Annotated in this window: 13 protein-coding genes; 7 read left to right on the top strand and 6 right to left on the bottom strand. The window is 54.3% G+C overall.

Annotated elements, in window-relative coordinates; all coding sequences use genetic code 11:
• Positions 1-69 precede the first annotated feature (69 nt).
• The 3 genes from NSU18_RS29920 to NSU18_RS29910 all read left to right on the top strand — a co-directional run bounded on the left by NSU18_RS29920 (position 70) and on the right by NSU18_RS29910 (position 3,471).
• Positions 70-1,824 carry an ABC transporter substrate-binding protein gene (locus NSU18_RS29920; protein ID WP_341150790.1) on the top strand — a complete coding sequence of 585 codons (1,755 nt, stop codon included), beginning with the start codon at positions 70-72 and terminating at the stop codon, positions 1,822-1,824.
• A gap of 481 nt (positions 1,825-2,305) precedes the next feature.
• Positions 2,306-2,602, top strand: coding sequence for a transposase (locus NSU18_RS29915; protein WP_341016938.1), 297 nt, complete (start codon positions 2,306-2,308; stop codon positions 2,600-2,602).
• Entirely contained in the window at positions 2,488-3,471 is a 984-nt protein-coding gene (locus NSU18_RS29910) for an IS3 family transposase (RefSeq protein ID WP_341018601.1), read from the top strand. The genes NSU18_RS29915 and NSU18_RS29910 overlap by 115 nt, the downstream gene beginning before the upstream one ends.
• A gap of 300 nt (positions 3,472-3,771) precedes the next feature.
• Here NSU18_RS29910 and NSU18_RS29905 read toward each other — a convergent pair whose 3' ends face one another.
• The gene (locus NSU18_RS29905; RefSeq protein ID WP_341017934.1) at positions 3,772-4,977 is read right to left on the bottom strand and encodes a helix-turn-helix domain-containing protein; all 1,206 of its coding nucleotides are present in this window, start codon (positions 4,975-4,977) and stop codon (positions 3,772-3,774) included.
• Between the two features lie 175 nt (positions 4,978-5,152).
• Here NSU18_RS29905 and NSU18_RS29900 point away from each other — a divergent pair, with 175 nt between their 5' ends.
• Entirely contained in the window at positions 5,153-6,496 is a 1,344-nt protein-coding gene (locus NSU18_RS29900; RefSeq protein ID WP_341150789.1) for an MFS transporter, read from the top strand.
• Between the two features lie 83 nt (positions 6,497-6,579).
• On the top strand, positions 6,580-7,368 hold the full coding sequence (locus NSU18_RS29895; RefSeq protein ID WP_341150788.1) for a nucleotidyltransferase domain-containing protein: 789 nt from the start codon (positions 6,580-6,582) through the stop codon (positions 7,366-7,368).
• 73 nt (positions 7,369-7,441) lie between these two features.
• On the opposite strand, the gene NSU18_RS29890 is transcribed toward NSU18_RS29895, so the two are convergent.
• Genes NSU18_RS29890 through NSU18_RS29870 form a run of 5 tightly spaced genes read right to left on the bottom strand, consistent with a single transcriptional unit; the run spans position 7,442 to position 12,374 of the window.
• Positions 7,442-8,467 (bottom strand): Gfo/Idh/MocA family protein, encoded by a 1,026-nt coding sequence (locus tag NSU18_RS29890; RefSeq protein WP_341150787.1) that lies wholly within the window; start codon positions 8,465-8,467, stop codon positions 7,442-7,444.
• On the bottom strand, positions 8,464-9,657 hold the full coding sequence (locus NSU18_RS29885; protein WP_341150786.1) for a radical SAM/SPASM domain-containing protein: 1,194 nt from the start codon (positions 9,655-9,657) through the stop codon (positions 8,464-8,466). Before NSU18_RS29885 ends, NSU18_RS29890 begins: the two co-directional genes overlap by 4 nt.
• A complete protein-coding gene (locus NSU18_RS29880; protein WP_341150785.1) occupies positions 9,657-10,778 on the bottom strand; it encodes a UDP-glucuronosyltransferase in 1,122 nt (373 codons plus the stop codon). Before NSU18_RS29880 ends, NSU18_RS29885 begins: the two co-directional genes overlap by 1 nt.
• A 16-nt stretch (positions 10,779-10,794) precedes the next feature.
• A complete protein-coding gene (locus tag NSU18_RS29875; RefSeq protein ID WP_341150784.1) occupies positions 10,795-12,135 on the bottom strand; it encodes a hypothetical protein in 1,341 nt (446 codons plus the stop codon).
• The gene (locus tag NSU18_RS29870; protein WP_340752608.1) at positions 12,132-12,374 is read right to left on the bottom strand and encodes an acyl carrier protein; all 243 of its coding nucleotides are present in this window, start codon (positions 12,372-12,374) and stop codon (positions 12,132-12,134) included. Before NSU18_RS29870 ends, NSU18_RS29875 begins: the two co-directional genes overlap by 4 nt.
• Before the next feature lie 156 nt (positions 12,375-12,530).
• On the opposite strand from NSU18_RS29870, the gene NSU18_RS29865 reads away from it, so the two are divergent.
• Together NSU18_RS29865 and NSU18_RS29860 are read left to right on the top strand one after the other, a co-directional pair.
• The gene (locus NSU18_RS29865) at positions 12,531-13,451 is read left to right on the top strand and encodes an AraC family transcriptional regulator (protein ID WP_341150783.1); all 921 of its coding nucleotides are present in this window, start codon (positions 12,531-12,533) and stop codon (positions 13,449-13,451) included.
• The gene (locus tag NSU18_RS29860; RefSeq protein ID WP_341017923.1) at positions 13,429-14,415 is read left to right on the top strand and encodes a hypothetical protein; all 987 of its coding nucleotides are present in this window, start codon (positions 13,429-13,431) and stop codon (positions 14,413-14,415) included. The genes NSU18_RS29865 and NSU18_RS29860 overlap by 23 nt, the downstream gene beginning before the upstream one ends.
• Positions 14,416-14,441: the final 26 nt, after the last annotated feature.

Genomic DNA, 14,441 nt, shown 5'->3' with positions numbered 1-14,441 from the left:
ACTGGTATCTTCAGGCTCACGCCTGTGAATACAATATGATTCTACCAGACAAAGGGAGGGTTTCTATTCATGACAAGAAAGACGGCGAAACCGTATGTGGCGCTGATGGTGCTGACCTTGCTGCTCAGTGTGCTGGCAGGCTGCGGCGGAGGCAATAATAACGGCAACAAGAACACGGCCGAGAATACCGGGGCTAAGGCGACGAACAGCGGCAATGCCACGGCAACGGCTGAGGCTACGGCGGCGGCTGAGGACTTAAGTCCCCTGACACTATCCTTCTTCGCGGAAGACCCCAATCCGAACTGGAACAATATGAAGGATGAGGTCAGCACCGTCATTACGCAAAAGACCGGCGTGACCCTCGATGCCGAATTCGCTGTCGGTGATCCGCAACAGAAGATTGCCCTCATTGCTGCCGGCGGGGATTATCCCGACATTATCTCGGCTAAAGGCGACATCGGTAAGCTGGTGGATGCCGGTGCAGTCCTGGATCTCACCGATCTGATCGATAAGCATGCTCCTAACATTAAGCGCGTACTCGGCGATAATCTCGCCCGGGCCAAGTATACGAATGAAGACCAATCGATCTACGCCATCCCGACCTGGGCAGCGGTGGATGAGAAGAAGTTCGTAGCGGGCGGCGGCTTCGAGCTGCAGCACCGGGTCGTGAAGGAAGCCGGATATCCGGAGATTAAGACCGTCAAGGATTATGAGAACGTTATTAAGGCGTACCTGGATAAGCACCCTACCGATGAGAACGGCAACAAGAACATCGGTGTCTCCCTGAACGCAGACGACTGGCATATGTACATCTCCGTTACCAACCCTGCGGTAGCCACTACCGGCGGCTCCGATGACGGTGAATATTACATCGATCAGGAGACTCACGAAGCGATCTACCACTTCCGCCGTCCGGAGGAGAAGGAATATTTCCGCTGGCTGAACCACATGAACGATATCGGCCTGCTTGACAAGGAGAGCTTCGTGCAGAAATACGACCAGTATAAAGCCAAAGTGGCGACTGGACGTGTACTCGGCCTGATTGACCAAGACTGGGACTACAATGACGCGCAGCAGGCGCTCAAAGCCGCCGGCAAATTCGATCAGACCTACGGACACTATCCAGTCACTTTAACTGATGAATACAAGGAAACCAGCTTCTGGCCTACCGGCTTCATGGGCGGCTACGGGATCTCCATCTCCACCACTAACCCTGATCCGGTCCGCACCATCAAGTTCCTGGATTATCTGGCCTCCGATGAAGGCCAAATCCTGAACAACTGGGGAATCGAAGGCAAGCACTATAAAGTAGAGAACGGCAAACGCGTCGTTCCGCAGGAAGTTCAGGACCGCATCAACAATGACAATACCGCCTTCACCAAGGAAACCGGCATTGGCTTCTACTGGAATATGATGGTTCACTACGGCGACGGAGCCAAGGATTCCACCGGCAACTATTACACCAAGAACTTCCCTGAGCAGCTCGTGCTTGGCTATAGCGATGTGGAGAAGGAGACGCTGGCGGCTTACAAAGCTACGACCTGGAAGGACCTGTTCCCGAAGGAAGAAGAATTCAAGGAAAAAGCCTACGGCGCAGCCTGGAACATTTCGATTCCCGGTGAGGACGAAGTCGCCATTCTGGGCAATAAAATGAAGGATATTACCTGGAAGCGCATCCCGCAGGCCATTCTGGCCAAACCGGCTGAATTCGATAAAATCTGGGATGATTACATGGCCGATCTGGAAAAAGCCGGCGTTAAGAAAATGGAAGCCGGCTACACCAAGTATGTGCAGGACCGTGTGGAGCTGTGGACCAGCAAATAAGATTCCATAAACCTTGATGGAAAAATCTTAGTAATAGAGTAGTCGCCACTGCGGAGCTTTTGGACTTCCGGCCGCTGTTGTTGTAAGAATTTCCTGATTTAGACCGCTGGTTGCGGTAGAAATCCGGAGACTGCTGATGCTTCCGAAGCTAGCTTTCCTGCGGAAAGCTTTCAGGCGGACGCTAACGCTCCTACAGTTCCAAAATCTCCTCCGCCGCTCCCTCCTATTTACTAAAGTTTGTAGTTCAACCTATATTTCATTGCAGAAGGGCACCCGTGCGGAATAGCACGGGTGTTGTTTGCTGCGTAATAAGGGTAGTTAGTAGCTCATCGGATCTAAATGCGTGAATATTACTTTAACTAATGGCTTGCTGAGGAGGTACCGTGCCGATTAGGGTGCGAGGGGTAGGCTTGCTGTTAGTGTTAACCGTGGACACCCGTTAAGAGAATAGAGATAATGAGTTTAACGAGGAGGTGTCCGCATGAGTGGAACACGGAGAAGCTACAATGAAGAATACAAAAGACAGGCCGTAAAGTACATCCAGGAGCAGACGAAAACGGTGGCGGAATTGGCCCTGGAGCTGGATGTCCCCGCCAAAACGTTGCATAAATGGCTAGGTCAGTACCGGCAGTTTGAGAATGAGCCCATCATTACTCCAGACAAATACAGAGAGCTGGAACGTCAACTGAAGGAGCGGGAGCAAGAACTCGCAGACCTGACAGAGGAGATGGCCATCCTAAAAAAAGCCGTGCACATCTTCAGCAATCCAAAGAACTGAGATTTCGGTTTATTGAAGATCATCGCTCCGAGTTCCGCGTGGAGAAGATGTGCAGTGTCTTTCAGGTGTCCCGGAGCGGGTATTACAAATGGAGAACAGCGAAGCCCAGCCCTCAAGCCACTCGTAAAGCCTTGTTGCTAAAGCGGATTGCCTATCATTTTCACGACTCTAAGGGTCGCTATGGCAGCCCCAAAATCAAGGTTCTCCTAGTGCGTGAAGGGCACCAGGTCAGTGAACGCACGGTAGGCAAGTACATGAAAGAACTGGGGCTGCGCTCTTGTGTCGCAAAGAGATTTCGCGTATGCACCACCGACTCCAACCATCCGCTACCCATTGCCCCCAACTTGTTAAACCAGCAATTTCACACGGAAAAGCCGAACCAGACGTGGGTAGCGGATATCACCTACATTCCCTGCCGGGAAGGACGAATGTACTTGGCGAGCGTGCTGGACCTGTGTACCCGGGAGATTGTCGGCTGGCGGCTTAGCGACCGGATGACCACTGACCTCGTACAGGGCGCTCTGGACGCTGCCTACCAGGCCAAACGCCCCGGAAAGGGCTTGATTCACCATTCGGATCGAGGCTCCCAGTACGCCTCTGCAGACTACCGGGAACGCCTAAAGACGTACCAGATGACCGCAAGCATGAGCCGCAAAGGAAACTGTTATGATAACGCCTGTATCGAATCTTTTCACAGCCTCTTAAAAAAAGAGTTGGTGTACTGGAATCGATTTAAAACGAAGCAACAGGCGTATGATGCCATTTTCCAGTACATTGAATTTTTCTACAACCGTAAACGAATCCATGGGGCACTGGGGTACGTTTCTCCGGTTCAGTTTGCAGCCACATTTAAGCGAAAAACGTTGTAGGTTTTGTCTACTTTCTTGACAGGAGTCCAGCTTAATTGTAATTTGTACAACTAAATCGTCCGGTGTGCCACCAAATCTCCATTTAGATGTAGTTCGTGCAATTAAAATGCTCCTATACCTGGATTTTCGCCCATTCTAGCAGATTTAGTTGTATGGAATACAGTTAGGAGAGGAATGCCTTCCTTTTCACTGTTTTTAGATGTACGGAATACAACTATCACCGACTGGCTCGGTTCAAACGCAACTTCATACATTACTTTATTTATTGAATAAATTCACTTGTTTAGCTCTGATGCTCTATTAGTTATGCAGCTCGCGGTAAGTTTCGTTGATCATTTCGGTGTATATGGAAGGCGGGTATTCCATCGCCTGATCATAGGCAAACCCGGCCAGCCGCTGTGCCTCCTCCTTCATGCCCCGGCGCATACAGATTCGTGCGCGGTAGGCATAAGCGGTCAACAGGTTGCCGCGGTCAAGCGGGTGGTAGACCTGTTCCCCCGGCTCAGCCTTGGTCAGGCAGCTCAGTGCTTCATCGTCCTGGCCGAGATGATACCAGGCGATGCCGGACATGAGCTGAACGCTTGGCGCGTACTGTTCATCCTCCTGCGGATACTGCCGCGCCAGTGCAAGTACCTTGCTGTATTCTCCCTTAGCTACCGCAAGTCTGATCTCTCCGATCAACACCAGCTTCAGCGAATCCTGAGACTCGGTGAATTCGGCGAATGCTCTGGCCTTCTTCAAGGCCTCCTCTGCCGCCAAGGTCTCTCCTTCGGTCAGCGCCAGAATCCCGAGCACCCGGTACAGATGATCCGTCATATAGTAGATTCCCTCTTCCCGCGACACTTGAAGCGCCGCCTGTGCAGCTTCACGGCTTCCCGCATAATCCCCCAGGGCAGACAAGCTAATGCTCTCGGCATAATGAAGATCGATTTCAAAGATAAAATCATTCCCCACCTTGTTAGCCTCGTATTCCTTGCGGACCCGGCGGATCAGCTCCAGCCCTTCCGCGTATCTGCTCTGTGCGAAATTCAGGGCATAGGAAATATACTGCACCTTCGCACGTTCCACAAATAAACCGAAGCGTTCATAGATCAGTGCCGCCCGCTCCAGCTCCGCTTCCCCGCCTCCGGCACCTGTATAGAAAAGGGAGCTTACATAGAACTCCAGCAGACGCGCAGCGTCAATCGTCATCGGCAGCGTACGCTCTGTGAACGGCTGTAGCCGCCGGATGACCTCACTGTAATTCTTCGCCTTGAACTCGGCCTCCATCTCCCGGACGAGCGGAGCCAGCTCCGCCTCCTCCTCACCTTCGAGGAAGTAGCCCGGATCCACTCCCAGCCTGCCGGCCAGAACTTGCAGGCTGTTCATCGAGGGCAAGGCGCGTCCATTCTCGATTTGACTCAGCATGCTCTTGGTCATATGGTCTCCGGCAAGATCCGTCTGCGTAAGCCCCTTAGCCTTGCGCAATTGCTTGACTTTCTCTCCGATAGTTTGTTTGGTGGTCATCTGCTTGCCAACTTTCCAGGTAGCTTTTCTTTTCAGTATAGCTTACCTATACCCTAAGAGAAAGATAGAAATACGTTAAAGTTAAATTAAATTAAACTTTTTGTTGCATTTCCGAACTTTTACTCATACAATAAGTTTAATTAAATTTAACTTTTTGATCAAAGGGAGTGCTATTATGTCTCAATTAACATCCGCAACCCATGATAAGGCAGCGGCTAACCGTAACATATTCCTCTTCTTCAGCAGCAAGCTGGTCTCTGTTCTCGGCTCCAGTATGTATACCTTCGTAGCCGGTCTGTACATTCTAAACGAGACTGGCTCAGGGAATAGCTTCGCAGTTACACTGCTGTGCGGGCTGCTGCCCGGTATCCTGCTGTCCCCCTTCGCCGGTGTGCTCGCCGACAGAGTTAACCGCCGCAGGCTGCTGATCGGTTCGGATCTGGCCAGTGCCCTGATTATGTCTCTGGCCTTTCTGTTTGTCTCGCTGGAGGGGATGTCACTATGGACTATCTATCTGTCGCTCATTCTATTATCTATCTGCTCTACCTTCTATAGTATTTCAGTCTCCTCCTCGATGATGATGCTTGTAGACAGCAGCTCCGTCCAGCGGGCCGGATCACTGAATCAGATTGCCGGATCAGCTGGCCACCTGCTGGCTCCGATTCTCGCCGGTCTTCTGTATGCCTTCCTCCCTCTTCAGGATTTCATGCTGCTGAACGCGGCAGGCTTCACCGTTTCAACCGTGATGGGCTCTATGCTGAGATACAAGCCGGTTCCACGGCTTCAAGCTGCCCTTGACCCTGCCGAAGCCGCAGGCCCCCAGCCGCTCCGCGAACGTATGGGCACTGCTGTTAACGGGGTCCGAATGAATCTGAAGGAAGGCTTCGCTTATGTCATCCGCCGCCCGGTCCTCCGCTCCCTGATGGGGATTGTATTCTGGATTAATTTCTTCGTCGTCGCCCTGAATGTTGTGCTGCCCTACGTTGCAGTACAGACACTCGGGCTCTCCTCGAAGCAATATGGAGTCCTCGAAGCGATGCTGGCGGCAGGTGTACTTCTGATGTCGCTGCTGCTTGCTGTACTTCCCCGGAGCAAGAGTCCAATAAAGCCGATCCTTGGAGGATTAAGCGCACTGGGAGTCTTATTCCTAGCGCTGGCGGTGCCGCTGCTGCTTGATTTCACCCCGACTGCCACCTTCCTTCTCTTCCTGCCGCTGCTGGTCATTATCGGCGTCATGATTATGGTCATTAACATTCCGGTTCAGGTCTATCTGCAGCAGACCACTGAGGAAGAGTACCGTGGACGCGTATTCGGGCTGGTCGAGGGCGTGGCCGGTTCTATCGCTCCGCTGGGAATGCTGCTCTACGGGGTGCTTCTGGACCGGATTCCCGGCTCGGTCATTCTGCTCGTCTCCGGTGCAGCTATTCTGGCAGTCACCTTCGCCGGACGGAGAGGCCTCATCCGCAGCGGTGCCGCCGAGCAGCCGGGTCAGGTGAAGACGGAGCAGGCGGGTGCCTGAATGTCTGAATTGACCATAGCTGGCAAGCTGTTCAGTTGATACGCTTAACGCAGCAGAATTTATTCAAGGAGGCTGAACGCTATATGTACGCGCACCACAGGCAGACGCTGGGGAAGCTGGCGGAGAAGATGGAGCAAGACCCTTCTTGTCTGGCGGCAATCACCAGCGGATCAGTAGCCAAGGGAACCGCCAGCGAGACCTCGGATGTGGATGTCCATCTGGTCTTCACCGATGAAGCGTATGCGGAATATGAGCGGAACAGCAGACTGTCCTATGTGGACCGCGAAGTCAGCACCTATGAAGGCGGATATGCAGATATCAAGGTGATCAACCGCCGGTTTCTGGAGCTGGCAGCCCGGCAGGGCAATGAGCCGACGAGGTATGCTTTTACCGGTGCAGAGGTGCTATTCTCCAGAATCCCGGAGCTGAATGAGCTGGTAGCCCGGATTCCCGTCTATCCTGAGGAGAACCGCGAGCACAATTTGCGGGATTTCTGCGCCCAGATCTATCTGTACGGGCTGTATTTCGCCAAGGAAGCGGGCAAAAAAAATGACGCCTACCTACTCGCTCATACGGCGGGCCAACTGGTCTTTTTCAGCGGACGGATGATTCTGGCGTATAACCGGCTTCTGTTCCCAAGCCACAAAGGACTGCTGGATGCCGCCAGTGCTGCTGAAGCCCAGCCGAAGAATTTCCGTACGCTGGCAACAGAGCTGCTGCAATCGCCCAGCGCAGATAAGAGTATGCGTTTCGCCGCGAAGATGCTGGCCTTCTATAATCACGGCCTTTCCTTCGAGCAGGCGCTGGGAATATATGTGCTGAACAACGAGCGTGTCTGGATGGAGCATCCTCCTTCTCTGGCAGAGCGCTAGTACCACAGTCTATATAGTGCAACAGCAAACAGCGGCCCCCACAAAGGGAGTCGCTGTTGTATATTATTATAAATTATAGCGGAAGCATCTCAGAGACCCGGCACCGCTGCGCCCCGGCCATGATCCGGGCTTGCAGCTGCACCCGTTCCCAGGTAGCGCCCAGGCCCTCGGCTTGTTGCCCGCTCATAATTGCTGCAAAAGTCTCCAGCTGGCCCACATAATAGTTCAGCGGTTCGAATTCGCATAGAGTGGTGCGGTTGTCCGGCAGATCATGCCGGATTTTGAGCTTGTAGAACCCCTTGACCGGCCGGAAGAAATCCGGGACGCTCAGCACGGTATGGTCGAAATACAAGGTATGCGAGGCCCGGAATGGCAGTTCGAAGGAAGTGAGGCATTCGGCCCTCAGCCCGTTCTTGTACTGCAGCGCCGCCTGAAAGGTCCAGTCGCAGCCATCCGGCCCGTCAAAGGCCGACTGCCCCAGAATCTCCTCCGGCTGAAGACCTGCAAGGGTCTGCACGAACTGCAGCCAATAGCAGCCCAGATCATTAAAAGCACCTCCGCCCTTCTCCCGGACACTCCGGTAATTTCCGGCATGCCCGTTCTTGGCAGGAACGGAAATCCGGGTGCTGATCCTGCGCAGCGAACCGAATTCGCCAGAATCGACGATCCCCTTCAGTGCCTGCTGCCAAGGGTGACAGGCAATCATCAGCCCCTCGGAGAGCTTCGGGGCAGCAGGGTTGTCCTTCGCCTGCCTTAACTGCTCCGCTTCTTCGGGATAGAGGCAGATCGGCTTTTCCACCAATACATGCTTGCCCGCATTCAAAGCCCGGATCGCCCACTGCGCATGAAGCTCATTGCTGAGCGCAATATATACTCCATCCAGTTCGTCTAGCTCCAGCAGCTCGTCCAGACTACCTGCCACATAGGGAATCTGGTATGCCTCGGCCATGGCCTCCGCCTTCGCCAAGGTACGATTGGCAATTGCCGTGACTTTTACCTTGTCCACCACCCGTGCAGGCTCCAGCATCGCTGGAACAGCAATACTTGAGGCACCCAGAATGCCGAGCTTATAGGCGGGCTGCTCTCCCCCGCTGCTCATATCTGGGCCAGCGCAGCATAGGTGTTCAAGTACAGCACATTACATTTGGAGCAGGCCGGCGACAAGCCTTCATCCAGAATCCGCCGCAGCCGGTCATAACGCGCAGAATTCCATATGTCTGTCAGCGTCTGCTCCTTCACATTGCCAATAGCCAGCTCGCCAAAAAATTTACACGCACTCACCATCCCGTTCGGGGCAATATCCACCCGGGTGCTGAGTGCCAGACATTTGGAGGTACTGCGGGACAGCATCGGCTTCCCGGCCACGAAATCCTCAATCTCATCAAAGTCCAGCCCCGGCTGATAGCGGATTCGGGTATTATTCCAGGTGTTGCTGTTAATCCGCCGCAGGTCATCGGTCAGCCTGGTGATATTGTCCGGCTTGATATGGTATTTGAACGCGTGCCAGCTGCTCCGGTGATCCGGCGGAAGCTCAGCCAGCCACTGGAAGTGCTCATCGTAGAAGCGGTCCATCTCAAGACTGGTGTCTTCCGAGATATACCAGGGGAAGCAGAGCAGCACCAGATCAACACCCTTGCGCTCAAAAAACTCCACCAGCTCATACAATCGGCCGATCATATTATCATTTATGACATTGTGCACGGAGATCCGGCCGCGGAAGCGGCCTTGCTCGCGCAGCTCCAGCAAACGGTCAACGGCGTCGATGACCTTCTGGAACGATTTCTTGCCGCGCAGGAAATCATGCTCCTCCTGGAACCCCTCGATCGGGATCAGCAGCTCCAGATTGTCGGAGACCGCGCACAGCTCCTCTTCGAACTTAGGGATCATGTAGGCATTGGTACAGATCGTAGTATCGCGGGGATGCTCCTTAAGAAGGTCCAAAATCTCCTTGGCCTGCCGGTGAAACAGCGGCTCCCCTCCCCATAAATACAGGCGGGACTGCGCCTCGTCCGTCTCCTCCAGCAGCCTCTGGATCATGCCCAGATCCATATCCAGATTCTGCTCGGCGGTATCCATATCATGATGGTAGCCGTCTTCATTCCATTGATAGCAATGCTTGCAGCGCAGATTGCAGCGGTTGGTCAGCTTGAGGGACATAATCTCCGGCATCACCGTCTTGAAGCCGGGATCATGCTTACGTTCCCGGTGCGGAACCACCACATTCTTGATTGTACGCTTCAATGCCTCAAAGGACTTGGCGTCCAGACTCACTTTACTGGTAGGCTGCATTAGCTTCTCCCTCCTGCTGCGGATAGTTGTCCGGCATAGCTTGCCGCATAATCCGGGTATTGGCCGCCGGCGTCCCTGAGGTTATCCGCCAGCTTAAGCAGCTCATCATCATCATAACCTGACGCAGCCCATTCTCCGTAAGTAATGCCGTAACCAAGCTTGACCCACAGATCGCTGTTGATCTTCTCATGCGGGCCGAAGGGATCAAGCAGCACCAGCGGTGTGCCCGAAGCCAGCGAATCGATCAAAGCGCCGCCGCCCGGCTTGCTGATGACTGCGTATGCCTGCCGGATGACTCCGAACATCCCCTCCCCATAGCTCTGACAGGGCGGGAAATGCTCCGTCCGGTTACCGGTTACCTCTGCAAACGGCGGGAAGGTATACTGCCCGCTGCTGTCCTTCGTCCAGGTGCGCCACTGCGGATCATTCATATAATAACGTCTTCCATGGATAGCCTCGCCAATCTCCTGAATACTGTAAGCGGCGATATCCAGCTCGTACCCCGCCGACTCCAGCGCACCAAACTTCTCACGGAAGGTTCCAATCCCCCAGCCGCCCCCATGAACGACCAGCCGCCCGTTCCTCGCCGCGGCAGGCAGTGCTTCCCCAGCTCCGGCATCGATGCTGCACAGAATCTCCTGCTTCCCGGGATCATACAGGCTTACTTCATGATAGCCTTCCACATAACCCGTATTCAGTTTGCGCAGATTTTTCCACGATGGCGACAGGCCGGCGTCAATATACAGCAGGTCAGCATATACGCTCACCCCCGCCAGTCTACGGTACTGGTCCATGACATGCACCCAATGCCCGGACAAGACGATGAAGTGCTGCCGTTCCTCCCGCTTCCATTGCTCCAGCAGTTGTTCAACGGCTGCAGGGTCAAGACTGCTTCTTATATCGGAAGGTATTTTCTGTGAGGTCAGGGCTACGGCGAAGCTCTGCTGGTACGCCCTGCGGCTGTTGTCTGTCTGCTCCTTTTTGCGCTCAGGCATTAAGGTCTCGAACACCTCAATCTCCGCCTGTAGGCCCAGCGCGGTTAACTTGCGTTCCAGCAGCAGGCCAGGAACATAGAAGCCCAGGCCAAAGCCCGAGCATAGAATCGTCACGGTGTTATTCATTGGAGGGTTCCTTTCTTTATCGCAGGATAGTATAGCCTGTGCGCATGAGAGACTCGTCCAGCGTACGGATGAGCCCATGCTTGCGGTCTTCGTTCCGGTAAGTCAGGGCCGCATACAGCTTGCCCTTCACGGAACCGGCAGTACGGGCGGGGTCCAGCGGCTGGAGCGCGCTTGAGGTTAAGGGCATCACACCTTCCCCCGTCTCCAGCGAGAACAAAATCCCCGTCTCCTCCATCCGCTCCAGCAGCTCCTGATAATGAACCTTGCCCATAGCCGCCAGCGGTACCTGAATCAGGCAGGTGTGCAACCCCTCCTGCTTGAACCGGCGGTCCACATGATGCTTAATCAGACTCATCGACTTGCGGGCATTGATCTCTACCAAAGGCGCCAGACTTCCGTCACGCAGCAGCATTGAATCGACACATACGTCACCGTAATATCCGTCAGAGTACAGCTCCCGGCCTATGCCCTGCATTGTCTCCCAGTAGCCTTCCTTATCCAGCTTGTCCAGCAGAGAGGGCTGCGGGGAGTGGGATTCTCCGAAGGCAAAGCCCTGGTTCACCAGCTGCTGAACGGACAACAGGGTGATCCGGCCTTCCGGATCAATCTGAAACTGGCAGGAGAAGTCTGTCTCCCGGTCCAGCAGCGGCTCAAGGACAAACCGGATTCTTTTTCCCTGATTGCGGCTCGACTCCAGATACCCGGTCATCCGGCGCAGCATACGCTCTGAATCCACCAGTTGATTCCCTTTACCGGATACCCCGTACTCATCCTTGATCAGAAAAGCTCCCTTCTCCAGCAGCGCTTGTCCCGATTGCAGCAGCTCCTCCATACTCTGGACCACTACCGCAATATTCGGCAGCTCCAGCCGGTCACGCATCGCCGTAGAATAGCTCTTGGTATTCACTGCCCGTACAATGTCTTCATTAGGCAACGTAGGCAAAAGCTTGTACCGGCTAACCGCCTCCTGTGTCCCGGGAAGCACGGCGAAGGGCTCCAGCAGCGCTCCTTCCGGTATTAAGCGGTCCGGCTCCTGCCCGGCGTCCATCCGGCCCAGCAGCTCAAATACATTCAGCGCCGCCTGTGCGGGAACAGACTCCTCTGCCTCCAGACTGAGCGTATCCATATTGGTGCTGAATGCATAACCGAGCGATTGCAGATAGTCATATTGTGCCCGGTTCATCCCCTGGCGGGTTAAGAGAACATCACCGCTTCCGCAAAAGACAAACAGCATTTCATCCATCGCTTGTACGATAGCCAGTGCCTTCGCATCGGGAATGGCCGGCAAGGAGGCCAGATCCTCCTCCCGCCAGTACCGCTCCGACTCCAGGCTGCCGCAGTGCACAGCATTCCTCATTGTACGGCAAGCCCGGCAACATAAGCGGAGAACCGGTCCACTGATTTCAGGTGCTCCAGGTCAAAGGTGTCGAAATCTACCTCTATATTGAATTCGTCTTCGACTCTCAGAATAAAATTAATGATCTGCAGGGAGTCAAGTGCGGCGTCCAGGGTCAGGTCAGAAGCTCCGCTGAGCGTCTGAAGCAAGCCTGGTTCCTCCTTGATTTCGGCGATAATCTCAATGACTTTCTGCTGCATGTGTCTACCCCTTTCAGGTTGCATAATTGGAATGAATAGGATGAATATACCAAATTTTAAGTTGTTAATATATGGTTGAATGCGCCAAAATATTGAGATATACTAGGGTGGATTCCAGTCATCCAACATAAGGAAGCAGGAAACGGAGGTTTGTTTATGGAAGCTTTTCCGGTATTCACGGGGGATTATGTATTCGACTCCTGTTCACCCGTACAAATGCTCCTGATTCAAAAAACGGTCACTTCTGTACGTCATCAGCATGATTTCGTAGTGCTGGCCTACGTGGTTCAAGGAACGGGCATACATCTGGCGGGCGAGGATAAAATGCAGGTAACGCAGGGGGATGTGATAGTGATTCCGCCGGGGATATCCCATGTCTTTCATCCGCAGGATCTGAGCGGTACCGAGCCGCTGCTGATCCTGAATTGTATGCTCAGGCCCGGACTTGACAAGGTGCTTAGAGAGCTGCCCGGGCCCTTGTCCGAAGAGGTTCTCATGCCGCTGCTGAAGCTTCTGGAGGTGCGGCAATGGTTCGGATACAGGGAGAAGAACAAGGAAATCCTCTTTCTGCTTGGGCGGCTGCACGGGATGCTGAACTCCGGCCTGCCTGTAGTCGAGCAGCGGCTATACCCTCCGCTGCTGGAGCTGGCGAAGCTGATTATGCCCGCTGCAGATCTTCCCTTCACCGAACGTCCGGGGACTCAGTATGACCCGCTGCATGATGTCCTCTTATATATGATCAGTAACTATAGTGAGCGGATCACGCTGAATGAGATGAGCCGCCAGCTTGCGATGAGCTCCCGCCAGTTCCAGCGGCTGCTCAAGAATAAGACCGGCAGGTCCTACATCCAGATCTTCCAGGAAATCCGGATGAAATACAGCTGTCTCCTGCTCCTGTTCACGAAGCTTGGCGTGCAGTCCGTGGCCCTAGAGGTCGGCATTTACGACATGAAATATTTCTACCGGCTCTTCCGCGAATTCAGCGGCATGACTCCCGCTTCTTACCGCGACCGGCTGCACAGCCACTTCAGCTCGGCGAAGGAGATGATGAGCAGTGTTGAACATTGCTCCTGTTAAGAGTACCCTGTACCCCAAGCTGCGCAGCTGTATCGATGATTGCATCCAGTCTGTAGCGCAGTGGCAGGGACTGGACAGCAAAGGCATGTACGGCGATGCCTGGCAGATGTACCTGGATGAGCCGCAAGCCCCGGACCAGCCGCTGATTGAGCGGATACGGCTGCCCCGGATCAATACCGGCTACCTGTCTGCATACCATGGCCTTACCTTCAGTTATATCGAACGGACCGGACCGGCAATGGCCCGAAGCTACATGCTTGACTTGCTGGAGCATCAGCTGTCCTCAGGCATGCCGGTTCTGGTCGGCTTCGACTCCTATGACTGTCCCTGGTGTGTAGCCTACCGCAGGCTGCATACGAGCCATGCCTGTCTTGCCGTAGGTCTGGACCGGGAGAAGAATCTGATCTATCTGACAGATGCTTACTATGGAAGGGAACTTGAGACGGTGGATTTCAGCATCCTTGAAGGGGCTTGTCATTTCTACGCCTTATTCGGGCGGTGCGAAACCTCCCGTTCCTGCTCAGACTGGCAGACGATCCTGCAAGAGGTGCTTACCAGCCCTGCCCGACAGGTTCGGCCAGATCAGGTGGGCGTCCAGCTCAGGGCGTATGCCCAGGCCTATCTGGAGACCGGGATACGGCCTGATAACACAGCTGAAGCCAGTTCAGCCTTCAAAATCTACGCCAACGCCCTGCCGATCAGCCGAATCCGGTTCAGCCAGTTCCTGCAGCTGCTGGAGCGCGAAGGCCCCGCACCTGCTCTTTCCCGCGGGGCTGAAGGCTACCGTCAGGCAGGCGAGAAGTGGGATCTGGTGAATCAGTTCATGATTAAGGGGATGTGCTCGGGCAACAAGCCCGCCGCACGGGTGAAGCTTCACAAGAATATGTGCGGGATCATCCGCCTGGAGGAGCAGCTTCTGGAGGAGCTGACAGATTTGACGATGACGACGCAGCCTGGCAGATAGTTCCCTCTACCATACACAACAAATAG

Origin of the sequence: Paenibacillus sp. FSL H8-0048, assembly GCF_038002825.1 — a bacterium.
Classification (GTDB): domain Bacteria; phylum Bacillota; class Bacilli; order Paenibacillales; family Paenibacillaceae; genus Paenibacillus_AQ.
Note: the sequence above shows the minus strand (reverse complement) of the source record. Positions and strands in the feature narration are given on the sequence as shown.